Source organism: Pseudoalteromonas sp. Ld19 (assembly GCF_045064135.1).
GTDB classification, from domain to species: domain Bacteria; phylum Pseudomonadota; class Gammaproteobacteria; order Enterobacterales; family Alteromonadaceae; genus Pseudoalteromonas; species Pseudoalteromonas aliena.
In genome coordinates, this window is record NZ_JBISHA010000021.1 from 697,060 (window position 1) to 712,624 (window position 15,565).

General features: G+C 39.8%; 17 protein-coding genes. 1 reads left to right on the forward strand and 16 read right to left on the reverse strand.

Features of this window, described 5'->3' with window-relative positions; translation table 11 throughout:
- Nucleotides 1-7 precede the first annotated feature (7 nt).
- From fliR to ACJJVZ_RS15250, 16 genes are all read right to left on the reverse strand, one after another.
- Entirely contained in the window at nucleotides 8-787 is a 780-nt protein-coding gene (gene fliR, locus ACJJVZ_RS15175; RefSeq protein ID WP_138585393.1) for a flagellar biosynthetic protein FliR, read from the reverse strand.
- A gap of 2 nt (nucleotides 788-789) precedes the next feature.
- Nucleotides 790-1,059 (reverse strand): flagellar biosynthesis protein FliQ, encoded by a 270-nt coding sequence (gene fliQ, locus ACJJVZ_RS15180; RefSeq protein WP_077537252.1) that lies wholly within the window; start codon nucleotides 1,057-1,059, stop codon nucleotides 790-792.
- Nucleotides 1,060-1,099: 40 nt separating this feature from the next.
- Nucleotides 1,100-1,840: a flagellar type III secretion system pore protein FliP gene (gene fliP, locus ACJJVZ_RS15185; protein WP_405601669.1), complete on the reverse strand. Its 741-nt coding sequence runs from the start codon at nucleotides 1,838-1,840 to the stop codon at nucleotides 1,100-1,102.
- Nucleotides 1,841-1,844: 4 nt separating this feature from the next.
- A complete protein-coding gene (gene fliO, locus ACJJVZ_RS15190; protein WP_077537250.1) occupies nucleotides 1,845-2,228 on the reverse strand; it encodes a flagellar biosynthetic protein FliO in 384 nt (127 codons plus the stop codon).
- Nucleotides 2,225-2,626, reverse strand: a complete 402-nt coding sequence (gene fliN / locus ACJJVZ_RS15195; protein ID WP_138585394.1) for a flagellar motor switch protein FliN — start codon at nucleotides 2,624-2,626, stop codon at nucleotides 2,225-2,227. Before fliN ends, fliO begins: the two co-directional genes overlap by 4 nt.
- Nucleotides 2,627-2,646: 20 nt before the next feature.
- Nucleotides 2,647-3,738 carry a flagellar motor switch protein FliM gene (gene fliM / locus ACJJVZ_RS15200; protein ID WP_405601672.1) on the reverse strand — a complete coding sequence of 364 codons (1,092 nt, stop codon included), beginning with the start codon at nucleotides 3,736-3,738 and terminating at the stop codon, nucleotides 2,647-2,649.
- 9 nt (nucleotides 3,739-3,747) lie between these two features.
- Nucleotides 3,748-4,278 (reverse strand): flagellar basal body-associated protein FliL, encoded by a 531-nt coding sequence (gene fliL / locus ACJJVZ_RS15205; RefSeq protein WP_138585395.1) that lies wholly within the window; start codon nucleotides 4,276-4,278, stop codon nucleotides 3,748-3,750.
- A 57-nt stretch (nucleotides 4,279-4,335) separates the two neighbouring features.
- Nucleotides 4,336-6,204 (reverse strand): flagellar hook-length control protein FliK, encoded by a 1,869-nt coding sequence (locus tag ACJJVZ_RS15210; RefSeq protein ID WP_405621668.1) that lies wholly within the window; start codon nucleotides 6,202-6,204, stop codon nucleotides 4,336-4,338.
- Nucleotides 6,205-6,291: 87 nt separating this feature from the next.
- Nucleotides 6,292-6,738: a flagellar export protein FliJ gene (gene fliJ / locus ACJJVZ_RS15215; RefSeq protein ID WP_077537245.1), complete on the reverse strand. Its 447-nt coding sequence runs from the start codon at nucleotides 6,736-6,738 to the stop codon at nucleotides 6,292-6,294.
- Complete coding sequence (gene fliI / locus ACJJVZ_RS15220) at nucleotides 6,738-8,072, reverse strand: flagellar protein export ATPase FliI (protein WP_193156032.1); 1,335 nt, start codon at nucleotides 8,070-8,072, stop codon at nucleotides 6,738-6,740. Before fliI ends, fliJ begins: the two co-directional genes overlap by 1 nt.
- Nucleotides 8,073-8,090: 18 nt before the next feature.
- The gene (gene fliH, locus ACJJVZ_RS15225; RefSeq protein ID WP_405601678.1) at nucleotides 8,091-8,900 is read right to left on the reverse strand and encodes a flagellar assembly protein FliH; all 810 of its coding nucleotides are present in this window, start codon (nucleotides 8,898-8,900) and stop codon (nucleotides 8,091-8,093) included.
- 3 nt (nucleotides 8,901-8,903) lie between these two features.
- Nucleotides 8,904-9,944 (reverse strand): flagellar motor switch protein FliG, encoded by a 1,041-nt coding sequence (fliG, locus tag ACJJVZ_RS15230; protein ID WP_182700931.1) that lies wholly within the window; start codon nucleotides 9,942-9,944, stop codon nucleotides 8,904-8,906.
- The gene (fliF, locus tag ACJJVZ_RS15235) at nucleotides 9,937-11,658 is read right to left on the reverse strand and encodes a flagellar basal-body MS-ring/collar protein FliF (RefSeq protein ID WP_182700932.1); all 1,722 of its coding nucleotides are present in this window, start codon (nucleotides 11,656-11,658) and stop codon (nucleotides 9,937-9,939) included. The genes fliG and fliF overlap by 8 nt, the downstream gene beginning before the upstream one ends.
- A 20-nt stretch (nucleotides 11,659-11,678) precedes the next feature.
- Entirely contained in the window at nucleotides 11,679-12,011 is a 333-nt protein-coding gene (gene fliE, locus ACJJVZ_RS15240; RefSeq protein WP_077537240.1) for a flagellar hook-basal body complex protein FliE, read from the reverse strand.
- Between the two features lie 157 nt (nucleotides 12,012-12,168).
- Complete coding sequence (locus tag ACJJVZ_RS15245; protein WP_405601682.1) at nucleotides 12,169-13,647, reverse strand: sigma-54-dependent transcriptional regulator; 1,479 nt, start codon at nucleotides 13,645-13,647, stop codon at nucleotides 12,169-12,171.
- Complete coding sequence (locus ACJJVZ_RS15250) at nucleotides 13,644-14,756, reverse strand: sensor histidine kinase (protein ID WP_405601684.1); 1,113 nt, start codon at nucleotides 14,754-14,756, stop codon at nucleotides 13,644-13,646. The genes ACJJVZ_RS15245 and ACJJVZ_RS15250 overlap by 4 nt, the downstream gene beginning before the upstream one ends.
- A gap of 133 nt (nucleotides 14,757-14,889) precedes the next feature.
- On the opposite strand from ACJJVZ_RS15250, the gene ACJJVZ_RS15255 reads away from it, so the two are divergent.
- Nucleotides 14,890-15,477, forward strand: a complete 588-nt coding sequence (locus ACJJVZ_RS15255; protein WP_182700933.1) for a DNA-3-methyladenine glycosylase I — start codon at nucleotides 14,890-14,892, stop codon at nucleotides 15,475-15,477.
- Nucleotides 15,478-15,565: the final 88 nt, after the last annotated feature.

The window sequence follows — 15,565 nt, forward strand, 5'->3', positions numbered from 1 at the left end:
GGCTCTCCTATGGCGAACAGCCAACTAAAGTACACATTAACTCAATCATTTTGAGCCATTGATATTCGAACTGAAAAATAAAGTTACCTAACGTAGCCCAAATAATAATAAGCCCCGCCACAAGCGTTAGTGGAAAGCCAATAGAAAAGATATTCAATTGTGGTGCCGCACGCGTCATAATGCCAAACGACATATTAATAACCAGCATTGCAGTTAAGGGGGCAAGCGATAGCACCAAGGCCGTGCTAAACATCCAGCCACCCCAGGTTACAATATCCCAATAATGATCAACAGCCCACCAATTACCATCAACAGGTAGCACTTCGAAACTATGGATAACCATTTGGATCATCATTAAATGACCATTAAATACAAAAAATAATAAAGTCGCTAAAATCAAATAAAATTGTCCAACCGCAGGTACACTCATACCATTGGAGGGATCAACAACTGAGGCGAAACCAAGGCCCGTTTGCATTGCTAATATTTGTCCTGCTAAAACAAATGTATTTAATAATAGCGTAGATGCAAACCCAATCGCCACACCAATCAGCAGTTGCTGGATCACAACTAAAATCATTTCAAAAGAAAATAAATTGGTAAATGTCGCAGGAGGAAGGTTAGGCAAAGCAACAAGAGTAACGACAACCGCTAAACCCACTTTTATTCGTGTGGGTACATTTTTAGCGCCTAAACCCGCCATCACCATTATCATTGAGCTTATTCGTACTAGCGGTAATAAAAAGTCACTCAACCATTGAATGATTACTGAAAATGGCAGCTCCATAGTTAGCCTGCAATTTCAGGGATGATCATGACTAATCGAGTAAAAAAGTCCATGAGTTCCTGCGTAAGCCAGTGACCTCCAACAATGAGTGCGCTGATAGTTATTAGCAAACGAGGTAAAAAGCTCAGCGTTTGTTCATTAATTGACGTCGCCGCCTGAAATACAGCAACCACCAAACCAATAATTAAACCTGGTACCACAATTGCAGAAACCAGTTTGATAACTAAAAATAGTGCATCACTCAGAATATCAACAAAAATTTCCGGTTCCATGCTGACTCCTAGTTTTGTATTTGCTTTTTATTAAGCGTATTCACGTACCTAAACCAAAGCTTTTAGCTAACGTACCCATTACTAAGCTCCAGCCATCTACTAGCACAAATAGCATTATTTTAAACGGTAAAGAAACAATCATGGGTGAGAGCATCATCATACCCATAGCCATTAAAACTGAGGCGACCACTAAATCAACAATCAGGAAAGGAATAAAAAACATAAAACCGATAATAAAGGCGGTTTGCAACTCACTGGTTACAAATGCAGGTATTAATACAATTAATGGGGCTGCTTCTGGTGAATCTAATTGATCGTACCCCGCTATTTTTGCAAATGTTTCTAAGTCTTTGATACGAACTTGAGAAAGCATAAATGCTTTCATCGGCTCTTTAGCAAGTTCTAAGGCCTCTAATGAGGTTACCTTCTCACTTAAATATGGCTCTATGGCGCGTTCATTAATTTTTTCATAAATGGGCGACATGATAAAAATACTTAAAAAAAGCGACATACCTAATAGAACTTGATTTGATGGTGTTTGCTGCAAACCAATAGCTTGGCGCAAAATAGCGAGTACAACAATAATACGTGTAAATGATGTCATCATAATTATGGCGGCGGGTATAAAACTCAACGCCGTCATAATGGCTAAAACTTGCAATGTTACTGAGTAATCTTGCGTGCCATCTGCGTTTGTTGTAATTGTTAGCGCATCTAGGCCTTCTGCACTTGCACTGGGAACAAACACAATGGCAATAAAAATAAGTAGCCATTTTATCATAGTGTTATTTCTTTTTATTTTGATTTACTTGTGGGTTTAAAAGCTTGCCAAATCGCTTAGCGAGCTCTGGTAATTCTTTTTCTGTTAAAGGTGTTTCTAATTTATGCAAATAATTAATATTTTGTGGGGTAACCCCTAGCAAATGTTGCGTATTATCTATTTCAATAACCAGTAAACGCTCTCGCGAGCCCAGTGGTAAGCTCCGAATAACTTTAAATTCATCACTATTGACTAAATTAGGATTTAGTTTTTTTACAAAATAAGCCAGTACGAGTATAAGTACTAGCACTGCAGCTAATGAAAGCACCATAGAGAGTATGTCTCCAGATGGGGCTGCGGTATCTGCGGCAGGAAAAACTGAATTTGCTAATGCAATCAAACTACTCATCGTAACTTTTTAATCCGTTCAACTTGACTAACAACATCTGTCAATCTGATACCAAATTTGTCATTAACAACAACAACTTCACCATGCGCTATCAGTGTGCCATTAACAAGTACATCTAGAGGCTCACCAGCGACTCGATCTAGTTCTACAACAGAGCCTTGGTTAAGTTGCAATAAATTACGTATATTAATTTTAGAGCGCCCTACTTCCATAGAAATAGTAACGGGGATATCTAAAATTGTATCAAGTTTACGCTTTTCATCACCACTTAGCTCATGTCGTTCATCACTTAACTCATCGAGTTCAGCAACGTGTGCTTCATCTGCACTCTCTTCTGGAATTTCAGCCTCAGCTAATGCTGCTGCCCATTCATCCATTGTATCTTGGTCATCACTCATACTTTTCGCCTTTTAGTAAATTACCAGTCTAAGTCTACACCCTCAGAGAGGTGTAAATCATCTTCTAGTTCTGCTAATTCTGCATCCGAATCAATTTTCTTGCCGCCTTTAGTAAATACATGCAGCTCAGACTTAACTGAATCAGGACGTTTAATTTTTTCGCTAATTTGTAGGGCAACATTGTCGCGAGAACGACCCATCTTCGCCCTAAATGTAGGTAACTCTTCAACAAATACGGTTATGTGCTCTGGCATTTCAACCGGAATTATGTCGCCCGCTTTAAGCTCCATTATTTGTGCTAAGGTTAAATCGACTTCCAGTAATTGAGTCGATAAGCCAACCTCTACATCCATAATTTCATCACGCAGCGCTTTGCTCCAACGTAAATCGGTATCTTCAGTGTCTGATTGAACACCCGCATCCAATAGCTCTCTAATTGGCTCAAGCATTGAATAAGGAAGCGCAATATGAAAGTCGCCGCCACCGCCATCAAGCTCAATATGAAAAGAGCTAATAACAACAACCTCGGTTGGACTTACAATATTAGCCATGGCTGGATTTACTTCAGAATCCAGATACTCAAATGACACATCCATAACCGGTGCCCATGCTTCTTTATAATCTTCAAAAATTATTTTAAGTAGCATTTGTACTATACGACGTTCCGTTGGCGTAAATTCACGCCCTTCTATTTTGGCGTGATAGCGTCCATCACCACCAAAAAAGTTATCAACCAAAATAAACACAAGACGTGCTTCCATGGTGATAAGTCCAGTTCCTTTTAGTGGTCTGAAACGCACCATATTTAAACTAGTAGGTACAAATAGCGTATGGACGTACTCACCAAATTTAATCATTTGAACGCCATTGATAGACACTTCAGCAGTGCGGCGCATCATGTTAAATAAGCTAATTCGCATATGCCTTGCAAAACGTTCATTAACAATTTCGAGTGTCGGCATGCGACCACGTACGATCCGATCTTGGGAAGAAAAGTCGTACTGAAGTGTACTCCCTCCACCATCTTCACCGTCGTGTATATCTTCCTCTTCAACATCATCAACACCGTGTAATAGCGCATCAATTTCGTCTTGGGATAATAAATCGCTCACACTAACCCCTTATTGCATCACAAAGCCGGTAAATAACACCCGCTCTATTACTTTACTACCTTCAACATCGATTAACGCTGCTTGCACTTTTTCCAGAGCCGCAAAACGAAGTGTTTCTTTACCTGCACTTGTGCTTAACTCATCAGCGGTGGTCGTTGAAAAAATACTAAGTAGCTTTCCTTCAATAAGTGGAATATGTTTTTTTGCAGTTTCTTCATTAACACTACCACGTACCAAAAGTTGTACTTTAACTTGTACTATTCTATCTCTGCTTGAACCAGGTACATTAAACACAAATGGTCTTGGCATGGCGACATATAATGCAGTCCCGACCTCAGCCGATGAACTAGCCGTATCAGCAGGAGCATCAGTGGCCGCAGCTGTCTCTTTGTTTACAGCTTCTGCAGGAGCGTCAGAACCTGACATTAAAAAGTAACCTGCAATGCCACCGACAACAAGTAAAGCGGCTGCGATGATTATTATAAGTTTCTTTTTACTTTTACCTGTTTCTTCTATTTCTAAATTAGTGTCTTCAGCCATTGTATTTCCTTTATCCGCAAAGGTATTTACTTGTTTTAACTATTATAATAGCAGCACTTAGGCATAGTAATCTATTGATGATGACGTTTGTTGTCGAGAAGTTTCAACGTCATTGCCCACTTGTTCATCATTTTCGTCATTAACTGAATCTTTATTAGCCAATCTGCCTTGGCCATTCTCTTCGCTTTGATCTGCGCCACTGCCTGAGTCACCATAAGAAATCGTACTTTCTCCCATTTCAATACCTTGCTGCGCAAGCATTTCACGTAAACGCGGTAAAGATTGCTCTAGCGCCTCTTTTGCTTGCTGGTTTTGTACAACAAAATTTATTTGAGCTTGTTCTGCATCACTTCTAATACGTATTTGCATACTGCCCATTTCGGGAGGATCAAGGCGTATCTCAGCTTCTTTATTGTTGATATTTAGCATAGAGCTCACACGCTCTTGAAGCAATTTTGCAGCATCACTTTTAACTATATTAATTGCCTGCATCACACCAGGATCGATACTTACCTGCTTAGTTTGAGCGGTACTTTGCAAGTGCTGTGATTGTAAAGCTTGCATATCCGTTATTGATTGCTCATAACTCAACGTATCGTAACTACTCAGCGTGCTCGCTTGTCCAGAACTAAATGCATTGGTGATCTGCGTAAACAGCTGCGTAGCACGGTTGGTTAATTGCTCCACAGTATTAGCGTTGTTGCGAGAATCTTCTTTAGCATTGCCTTCTAATGGCTTGGCGAGTTCTTCGTTTTTAGCTGAGATAGCGGGTTTTGTTGATTCTTGAGTTTTATCATCAACTACAAATTTTTCGCTGTGTGTTTGAGAGTTACTGCTTGTATTTAACTTATCACTTACACCAGCAGCTATTGATGTCACTTTTAGCGGTGGTGTGAGTGCTTCATCTATTGATGCCGTTAAGTCGTTAACCATTTGTTTAAGCGAAGCTAATTCTTCACCTTGAGGTTGCACACTTTTAATATAACTATTTAACTGAGAAACCAACGCCTGCTTCTCAGCTTTTGTTAGTGCGTTAATTTCCAAATTAAAATTAGGCTTAGATTCAGGTTCAATAGACTCACTTTCAGTTACATACTGCTCTATCATTTGCTTTAATGTCGCTACATTACTATTTGGCTTATCTAGCGATTGAATTTGCGCGTTTAATTTATCAAGCTGACTAGGCGTCAAACTTTCAACTGATTTATCTAGCTGACTAGGCGTCAAACTTTCAACTGATTTATCTAGCCCGCTCGTTGGCTTATGTTGATTAACAATGAGCTCTAATTCTTTGTTACCTTTGACTAACGCTTTTATTGGCGAGTCGACCTCTGTTAAAGCATTTTTCTCAACGGCTATTTTTATATTGCTAGCTTGTTCATCTTGCAAGTTATCAGTATTTACTTTTTGTGGTGAAATTATTATAGGTGTTACATCATCAACCGGTTTCTTATTGTTCCCTTTTAAATCAACTTCTATTTTTTCGATAGCAGAACTATATTTTTTAACCGATGTATTAATTGTTTGGGCCGAATTAATTTGAGCTAGCAGTAAATCCCCAGATAACAAAACACCCTCATCTACTAATTCCTTATCTGTTAACTCTTTATTGGGTAAATCATTATTGAGTAAATCATTGCCCTCAACACCCTTATTCTTATCATCTTCTATATCAACAAAGATTTTATTAACCGTACTGTCATCACTCCTTTGTTGTTCAGAAGAGAGCACAACCGTGTTTTGTGAGTCTATTTGAGCGTTAACATCAGTGCTGTTAGGCTGTTCAGATGATTGTTCGGCATGATGCAATAAGCTTAAAAACCCTGAGTCTGAAGTGCTCTCTTTATCAACAGGTGTCTTATCTTGATAAGCTGAATAAGAGTCTTGCTCAGATGTTGCTAAAGTTGAAATATTATTCATTGCCATAAATCACCCATAATATGCGGCAATGCGCCACCGCACATCACCAAAAATTAAACTCTACTTAATATCCAAGCAATTAACATGCCTAACTTATAATGCTTTACGCCTTTGAAAAAACTGATTAGAAGCGAACTCATCTAGCATTTTTTGCTCATTTTTAGCAATCAACACATCTGCTTTTAATTTCTGTTTCTCAATTAATTTTGCAACCGCTTTAGCTTTAATTTGTTGCTTTAACCATATCGCTTTGCGTTGGGTTACCACTTGTTTTGCTGTATTAACGGTACTTCCTTGTTGACGTATCGCCTCTTCTATTTTTGCAATAAAAGCATGGTATTGACTAAACCCTTCACTCGATAAACCCGCTTGACCTTTTAGGTGTAGCTGCTGCGTATATTCAAGTCTAAAGTCGTTTAAACCTCTTAATTTTTGTTGATTAGCCTGCAAGTTTTGATTAGCTTGCAAGTAGCTCATTCTCAACGTTTCTTCTTTGTCGTTTTCAAGTTTAAGTAATAAGTGCAATTTATTTTTTGCCATTATGCTTGCCCTAATAATTGCGCAAGACCTTCGAGACCATCATCGTAACTAATTACATCTCGCATACCTTGTTGTAAAAAAGCATTTACTCTTGGCATCATGTTAATAGCCTGATCAAGCATTTGATCAGTTCCTTTTTGGTAGGCACCTAAAGTAATCATATCTTTATTTTGCTGGTACATGGAATACACTTGTTTAAGCACCCTCGCTTGCTGCATATGCCGCTCAGAAACCACTTGAGGCATTACACGTGAGATTGATTTTTCAATATCAATTGCAGGGTAATGACCACTGTCGGCTAAATCTCGCGACAGTACTATATGACCATCTAAAATAGCTCGAGCAGCATCTGCAATAGGATCTTGCATATCATCGCCTTCGCTCAATACCGTAAAAAAGGCGGTAATTGAACCTTGCCCTTCTCCCCCATTACCGGCTCGCTCCACCAGCGCAGGTAGCTTAGCAAATACCGATGGCGGATAGCCCTTTGTTGCAGGCGGCTCGCCAACAGCAAGCGCTATTTCACGCTGAGCCATCGCATAGCGAGTAACCGAATCGAGTAATAACAGTACATTTAAACCTTGATCACGAAAGTATTCAGCGATGGTTACGGCACTTTCACAGCCTTTTAAACGCATTAGCGGGGATGAATCAGCAGGTGCTGCTACCACTACTGAGCGTTTGCGCCCTTCAACACCGAGTATTTCTTCAATAAACTCTTTTACTTCACGACCACGCTCGCCTACAAGTCCAACCACAATGACATCAGCTTCACTGCCGCGAGTCATCATGCCCAGCAGTACAGATTTACCCACACCAGAGCCTGCAAACAAACCCATTCGCTGACCTTGCCCAACGGTAATGACAGAATTTATTGCGCGCACGCCTACATCCATCGGCTGGCTTATTGGTCTTCTAGAAAGTGGATTTATTGTATTTTGCGCAAATTTTAAATGGTGTTCCGCATTAATACTACCTAGGCCATCAAGCGGACGGCCTAAGCCATCAACCACACGCCCTAGTAAGCTCATACCCACGGGGAGACCTAAATTATTGACTTGAGGAATTACACGAGCCCCAGGTAATACGCCTGAGATATGATCATTTGGCATTAAATAGAGTGTTTGGTCATTAAAACCTACTATTTCAGCATCAACAAACCCATTCAAAGTTTCTATTTTACACTGACTACCAACTGGTGCACGCAAGCCTTTTGCTTCAAGTGTAAGGCCTACAACTCGAGTTAAAATACCCGCAACAGCAGGTGTAGGGGCTTTAATGTGTTGTTGATATTGAGATAAGCGTTCGCTTAACGATGCATTTTGAGCTGACATAGCGCGCCAAAATAATAGTTATATACCACTACTATGCAAAAAACTATCCAACGTTTCTTTGACACGGGTTTTTAGTGTCATATCAAGTGATGATTGCGTTGTTTTAACTTCACAGCCACCGCGTTCGAGGCTTGGCTGCGAAATTAACTGCCAATTATTATCTGTAATTACTTGCTCACCATAACTTTCTTTGATGAAATCTAGATCGTCAGGGTGCAAATGAATTTTTACTTTTTCTTGCTCTACATTAAGCGAATCAATACTTTGCTTTAGTGTGTGTAAAATAATACTAGGCGACGTTTTTACCTCTTGGTAAATTAATGCTTCAGCTAGCATAAACGCTAACTGTACAAGCTGTTTTTCAGCTTGCTCATCGACTTTATTTAACGGGTTTGTTAAATTATCTAGCATCGTACGTAAATTAGTTAATTGCTCTTCAATTAGCGGCTTTACATCTTCGTGGCCTTGGGCTTTACCAAGCTCTAAGCCTTCTTTATGACCGGCTTCTTTACCCTCAGTAACACCTTTGTCAAAACCATCAATATAACCTTGCTCATGTCCTTGCTTTATTCCCTCTTCGTACGCATCTTGCCTAATTCGTTCAAGCTCAGCCATCGTAAGAGAAGGAAGTTCAGGTTCTTGTGGCTCTTCTTCCTCTGGCATCTCTTGTGCCATTTCTTTTCTGTATAATTCTGAAAGTGGCGTACCGTAGGCTGTAGAGCGATTGCCAAAACTTTTTTCATCCGGCGCAACATCTGGTATCGGCCAATTTTTTAACAGTGCATCAGCTTCATCAGCATGCAGTGACCGTCCTTTCAATTTACTCATGGTTTACAAGAACTCCTCACCACCGCCGCCGCCAAGCTGAATTTCGCCTGAGTCAGATAAACGCCTTGCTGTTGATAATATCTCTTTTTGCGCGGCTTCAACTTCACTAATTCGCACTGGTGCCATTGCTTCTAAATCATCAGCAAGCATTTCTGCCGCACGTTTAGACATATTACCCAGTATTTTTTCTTTAAGTGCGTCGTCGGTACCTTTAATCGCTTTCATTAATACATCTTGCTGTACTTCGCGCAGTATTGCTTGAATACCCCGATCATCAACATCCATTAGATTTTCAAATACAAACATCAAGTCTTGAATTTGCTGCGACATTTCTTCATCGTGCTCACGAATTGAATCCATTAACTGCCCTTCCACGTTAGTGTCTAGGTAGTTCATGATATCTGCTGCCGCTTTTAAGCCGCCCATTTTGGCCGCTTGTGCACCGGCTTGACCGGCAAATTGTTTTTCCATAATCTCATTAAGTTCTTGCAATGCAGCTGGTTGTACTTCTTCAAGATTAGCAATACGCATTGTTAAATCTAAACGTACTTTTTCAGGGAATTGAGCGAGTATTTCAGCTGATTGCTCCGGTTCTAAGTAGGATAAAACAATCGTTTGAATTTGCGGATGTTCGTTACGAATAATGTTCGCCACTTGCTTTGAGTCCATCCACTTCAATGAATCAAGACCTTTAGCGCCTGAGCCCATTACAATTTGATCAATGAGACTTGCCGCTTTATCTTCACCTAGTGCTGCAGTAAGCGCCTTCTTAATAAAGTCCTCTGATTGAAAACCTATAGTACTAAAGCTTTGAATTTGTTCTATAAATAAGTTGTGAACAGCACTTATTTTGGCTTGCGACAAGTCATCTAAACTTGCCATTGCCATCCCTACTTTTTGCACTTGCTTAGGCTCAAGGTGTTTGAGTATTTGTGCGGCATCCTCTTCGGTTAAACTTAAAAGTAATATAGCCGCTTTATCTACACCATCTAGCTTATCAACATCAAATGCTGCTGGTAGTTGTTTTTGTTCTTGATCAGTCATCTTCTGTTAACCACGCTTTCACTACTTGTGATGATAGTTCTGGTTCATTGGCAACAAGGGCACGAATCGCTTTAAGTAAGTCTTCGTCACCATGCAGGTCTGGTAACTGTAGTGTACCATCGCTTGAGAAACCAATTGAAGCAGAATCAAAGTCTTTATTTAGCATATCTAGCGTACTGTCGCCAATATCAACACCTGAACTGAGTGCATCGTCATCGTAATCCTCTAACGTGTCGTCTGGATAAATTAGGCGCTTAAGCATTGGTTTAACGACAGCCATGATTAGTACAATAATAACCAAGGCACCCAGCCCTAGGCGAACCATTTTCAAGAACCAATCCTGCTCCCAAATTGGCAACTCAAGATTTAAACCGCTTTCTTCACGAACAAAAGGAACAGTAACCACTTCCAGTGCATCACCACGTTGCATATCAAAGCCTACACCACCTTGTAATAAGCGTCGAATATTTGACAATGCTTCTACAGAGCGTGGTGTCATGGTTGTTTCACCGTTTTCACCCACTTTTGCTATATAATCAACCGCAACCGATACACTTATACGGCGTATAACACCTGTTTGTTGGCGTCTGTGTGAAATAGTCGTATCAAGTTCATAGTTACGCGTTGCTTCTTTATGGCTGCGACTTGGTGAGCTTGCTGTACCGGCACCACCTTCAGTCACGGATTCAGGAATATCGGAATTAACTGGTGGTTGATTGGTCAGTGCACCTGGAATACCGATAGCTAAACCACCAATATTATTTTCTTCAAACGTGGTTTCACTTCGCACTGCGGGTAAATCTGGATTGTAACGCTTTTGCGTTTCTTCGACCGCACTAAAGTCCATACTCAAATCAACTTGCGCCGTATAGTTTGCAAGCCCGACGATTGGAATTAAAATACTGTCTATTTTTTCAAGGTATTCTTGTTCACGCTTTCTCTCTAAATCGTATTCTTTACGCGAGCGTGCTGCCAATAAGTTTTGCGAACCTGAATTTAATAAGCGACCATTTTGATCTGTAACTGTCACACGTGAGGGCTCTAAGCCTTGTACTGCAGAAGCAATCATGTCTACAACTGAATCGACTTCTTCTCTATCGAGTGAACGTCCACGCTTTAGTGTTAATACAACGGTAGCTGAGGGCTTTTTTTCTCTGCGAGCAAATACATTTTCTTTTGGAATAGCTAACAATACTTTAGCGCGAGTAATGTTATTAAGTTCTTCGATTGTGCGTGCTAATTGCTGTTCGCGACCATGCTTTAAACGCTCTCGTTCAAGACGTTGGCTTACACCAAAGCCCATATCTTGCATTATAATATCTGAACCTGAAGTCGGACCTTGCTCTAGGCCTTCTCGAGTCATTAGCAATTTAATATTTTGGTATTCAGTTTCATCAACTGACACCACATTACCATCAAGTTGATAATCAATTTTTTGCGCATCTAAAAAATCAAGCGTTTGAATAAGCTCTTCAGTTTGCATTTTACCAAGCGGGCGCATATCTGGCTGACGAGCCCAAATAATGATAAATATCGCGATAGCCAAACAAATGGCCAGTGCAATAACAAGTGTTACTTGGCGTAATATATCAACACCATTTAAAGCACTTAAATAGCCCGACTTTTGTTCTTGTTGATCATCACTATCACTTTGGTCGATACCGATATCGCCATCAGCGAGTGCCAGATCTGTAGATTGATTAGATTGCGCCACAATTATTCTCCACTACCTAGTTAAACAGGCATATTCATAATTTCTTTGTAAGCTTCAACAAGTTTATTACGAACTTGTACCGTCGCTTCAAATGCAACTGAAGACTTTTGAGAAGCAATCATTGCCTCAGCGAGTGATACACTTCGGTCGCCCATTTCAACTGCTTTTACTTTTTTACTTGTGTCTTGTTGTAGCTCATGCACTGTATTTAGCGCATTACTCAACATATCACCAAATTGTGCAGAAGATGTAGAGTTTACCTGAGTAGGTATTTTATTAAGTTGATCATTACGGCCAGCTTCTAGGGCCATTGATTGCATTTCTTGAAATACAGCGCTATTTTGAATTTTCATAATTTATCTCTGACAATGCAGTTTACTATTACAGTCAATAAAGCATAAAACATGCCAAATAAATTAAAGTTAAAATACAAAGAGTTAGGTGGAATTTGGTGAGTCATAGTTTTGACAACCCTAAATTCAACGGCTTGAATTTAGGGTTTAAGAAAGGTTATGCTGGAAGAGAAATACCTAGATCACGCATTTGCGCTAATTTATACCGTAAAGTACGAGGGCTAATACCCAGCGTCTCTGCCACATCTTTTCGTTTACCTTGGCAGCGTGCAAGTGTTTCTAAAATGATACGATGCTCTTTATCTTTAAGCTCATCTTTATAACTTCCGGTCTCAGCGGCGAGTAAATCATGCTTTGGCTGATCAGCTGTTATATTTTTTTTATCATCGTTTTGCTTATCATAATAAGCTGAACTTAACGTGCTTTTTTCTTTATTTTCTGTTGAAATCTCTGATGCTTTTTCAGCTTCTAGGACGGATGTAGATGTAGCGTCCATAATAAAATTACTCGGTGCTAAATTTTCAATAAAAATAGCATGTTCGTTTATGGTGTCGCCTGTTCGTAATATAAGTGCACGCTGAATCACGTTATCAAGTTCGCGAACATTACCAGGCCAGGTATGGGCCAGTAGTTTTTCTTCAGCTACTTTATCCAAATAAGCCATCGGCTCTTTGCTTTTAGTTATATGACGTTCAATTAAATGCTTTGCTAATATAATAATATCACCTGGGCGCTGACACAATGGTCTCCACATTAATGGAAAAACATTGAGGCGATAATATAGATCTTCTCTAAATTGATTTTTAGCAACCACTTCTTTTAAATCGCGGTTACTGGTTGCCAATACTCGCACATCAAGCTGAATTGTTTTACGACCGCCTAAACGCTCAACTTCACGCTCTTGTAACACGCGCAGTAGTTTAGCTTGTAAAGCTAAATCCATTTCGGTTATTTCATCAAGTAAAATCGTACCACCTTGAGCTTGTTCAAATTTTCCTGGACACGCCTGGATTGCACCTGTAAATGCGCCCTTTTCGTAACCAAACAAAGTGGCTTCAAGCATATTTTCAGGAATAGCTGCACAGTTAATAGCAACAAATGGTTCATTACAACGATTTGATTTATCGTGAATATAACGTGCTAAAACCTCTTTACCAGACCCGCTTGGTCCAAGCACCATGACACTGGCTTCAGAACGTGCAACTTTACTTGCAAGCTCTAATAGCTGAATACTGCTTGGATCGGCAACGATAGGACCGTCTGTCTCTTTTGGTTTTTCGGGTAAATAGCGACTCACCATGTTCAATAGCACCTCTGGTGCAAATGGTTTCGCCATGTAATCAATAGCCCCTAAGCGCATTGCTTCCACGGCATCATCAATTGTGGCATAAGCTGTCATCATTAAAACAGGTAAGTCTGGATGATTTAATTTTATACTGCGAAGTAAATCTAGGCCGCTCATTGCGCCCATTTGTACATCACTCACCACTAATGAAAACGACTCTTTTTTTAGTAATAACATAGCTTGCTCAGCGCTATTCGCTGCTACGCAGTCAATACCTGACATTTCAAGTGTATCAATTAAGGCTTCTCGTAGCCCTGCATCATCTTCTACAACTAAAATAGTGTTACTCATAATGATTCCTCTAATTTAGATGCTGTACGAATTGGCAAAAGCAAACTAAAGCAAGCCCCACCGTGTGTATTATTATCAACTTCAACACGTCCTTGGTGTGCATGAGCGACAGAACTAACCACAGCTAAACCTAAACCCGTGCCTTGGCTTTTAGTCGTAAAAAAGGGTTCAAATATTTTATCGGCTTTCCCTAAATCAATACCAGGGCCGTTATCGCTGACACTAATACGCACAAAGTCATGATCTTTTCTATCCGTCGATGCGCTCAAATGAACCTTGGCACCTGCCCCGATCACTTGAATACTGTTGTGTATTAAATTTTGTATAGCGCTGGCAATTGCTGTTTTATTACCCGTGATCTGTATGTCAGGCTCGGGTAAGCTAACGTCTAGCTCGCTTTCATTTAGCGTAACCATTACATCGGCTCCTACTTTTACTTCACTAAGTAGCTGCTGCATGGATACTTGCTCTACAACATGCTGTTCACCACTTTTAGCGAATAACAACATGTCGTTTACTTGGGTTTCTAAATCCTTTAATCGCGACATCAACTTAGTTTGGAAGGTATCACGAGAGGCTTCTGGTAAGCGCTTTGACCCTAAATTAGCAGCGTAAAGCATGGCCGCAGACAATGGCGTTCGCACTTGATGCGCCAATGATGCCACCATTTTACCTAGCGCACTCAATCGTTGCATATGAGCAACACGCTTTTGTAAACGGCGCGTTTCTGTTAAATCTGTCATTAAAATAAGTTGCCCCGGCTCTGGAGCTAATGCGGTGATGTCGAGCTTAATTAATCGACCATCCTTTAAAGAGACTTCGTGACCATCATCTTGGTGCGGTCTAAAAGAGCGTTGGATAACATTAAACCACTTTTCACCTTCAAGCGGCTCACCTAACATATCCATAGCAATTTGATTCGCTTTAGCAATTAACCCTTTGCCATCGAGTACCACGACACCCGCAGGCATGGTATCAACCAAATGTGAAAGCCAACTCGCCTGCTTACGCAGATCACTTAATTCCCCAACATACTCCTCTTGAAGTAAACATGGGTTATACTGATTTGCAGAAATAAACAGTGGTTTTAGCACAGTAGCAAGGGCCATAATCAAATCTCTAATTGATGTCTATATAGAGCTAAATGCACAATTTGTACCAAAGTTTTATTTTATAATTTTCATCGTGTTACACAAAATAATGCGCGACATAAAAATGACGCCTACAAATAAAGAGTGACTAATGACTGAACAAAAGAAGTGCCGATGTCCATGGTTAGATACCACTAAACCTGACTATGTGGCCTATCATGATCAAGAGTGGGGCGTGCCGCTTTATAACGATCAAACACTATTTGAATTTATCACACTTGAATCAGCACAGGCGGGGTTGAGTTGGTATACCATTTTAAAAAAACGTGATGGATATAAAAAAGCATTTGCTAATTTTGATGTAGAAAAAGTAGCTTCATTCACACACGATGACATAGAACGCTTAATGCTTAACAAAGACATTGTACGAAATCGTTTAAAAATCGCAGCGACTGTTAATAATGCAAAGCGCTTTATTGAGATACAAAAAGAGTTTGCTAGTTTTAGCAATTACCAATGGCAATTTGTAAGTAATAAGCAGCTGGTGAGTCAGTTAAATAATATTGATGATTACCCTGCAATTACAGAGGAATCTACAGCATTTGCTAAAGATTTAAAAAAACGTGGATTTAAATTTTTAGGACCAACAACGGTATACGCTTATATGCAAGCTTGCGGCATGGTTAACGATCACAGTAATGATTGCTTTAGAAAAAATGAAATAATTTCAGAGTATTAGAACCTATTTAGTTGTCCTAAAGTATTTTTATACTATATTAAAATTTAACTCACTAACTTACAGTAACCTCAATAAAAACGCTTCAATG

Coding starts and splice junctions, on each gene's coding strand:
- ACJJVZ_RS15250 (WP_405601684.1), bottom strand. CDS start 14,756: ATGGCCCTTGCTACTGTGCTAAAACCACTGTTTATTTCTGCAAATCAG.
- ACJJVZ_RS15255 (WP_182700933.1), top strand. CDS start 14,890: ATGACTGAACAAAAGAAGTGCCGATGTCCATGGTTAGATACCACTAAA.
- fliG (WP_182700931.1), bottom strand. CDS start 9,944: ATGACTGATCAAGAACAAAAACAACTACCAGCAGCATTTGATGTTGAT.
- fliE (WP_077537240.1), bottom strand. CDS start 12,011: ATGAAAATTCAAAATAGCGCTGTATTTCAAGAAATGCAATCAATGGCC.
- fliR (WP_138585393.1), bottom strand. CDS start 787: ATGGAGCTGCCATTTTCAGTAATCATTCAATGGTTGAGTGACTTTTTA.
- fliL (WP_138585395.1), bottom strand. CDS start 4,278: ATGGCTGAAGACACTAATTTAGAAATAGAAGAAACAGGTAAAAGTAAA.
- fliP (WP_405601669.1), bottom strand. CDS start 1,840: ATGATAAAATGGCTACTTATTTTTATTGCCATTGTGTTTGTTCCCAGT.
- fliQ (WP_077537252.1), bottom strand. CDS start 1,059: ATGGAACCGGAAATTTTTGTTGATATTCTGAGTGATGCACTATTTTTA.
- fliN (WP_138585394.1), bottom strand. CDS start 2,626: ATGAGTGATGACCAAGATACAATGGATGAATGGGCAGCAGCATTAGCT.
- fliJ (WP_077537245.1), bottom strand. CDS start 6,738: ATGGCAAAAAATAAATTGCACTTATTACTTAAACTTGAAAACGACAAA.
- fliO (WP_077537250.1), bottom strand. CDS start 2,228: ATGAGTAGTTTGATTGCATTAGCAAATTCAGTTTTTCCTGCCGCAGAT.
- ACJJVZ_RS15210 (WP_405621668.1), bottom strand. CDS start 6,204: ATGGCAATGAATAATATTTCAACTTTAGCAACATCTGAGCAAGACTCT.
- ACJJVZ_RS15245 (WP_405601682.1), bottom strand. CDS start 13,647: ATGAGTAACACTATTTTAGTTGTAGAAGATGATGCAGGGCTACGAGAA.
- fliI (WP_193156032.1), bottom strand. CDS start 8,072: ATGTCAGCTCAAAATGCATCGTTAAGCGAACGCTTATCTCAATATCAA.
- fliH (WP_405601678.1), bottom strand. CDS start 8,900: ATGAGTAAATTGAAAGGACGGTCACTGCATGCTGATGAAGCTGATGCA.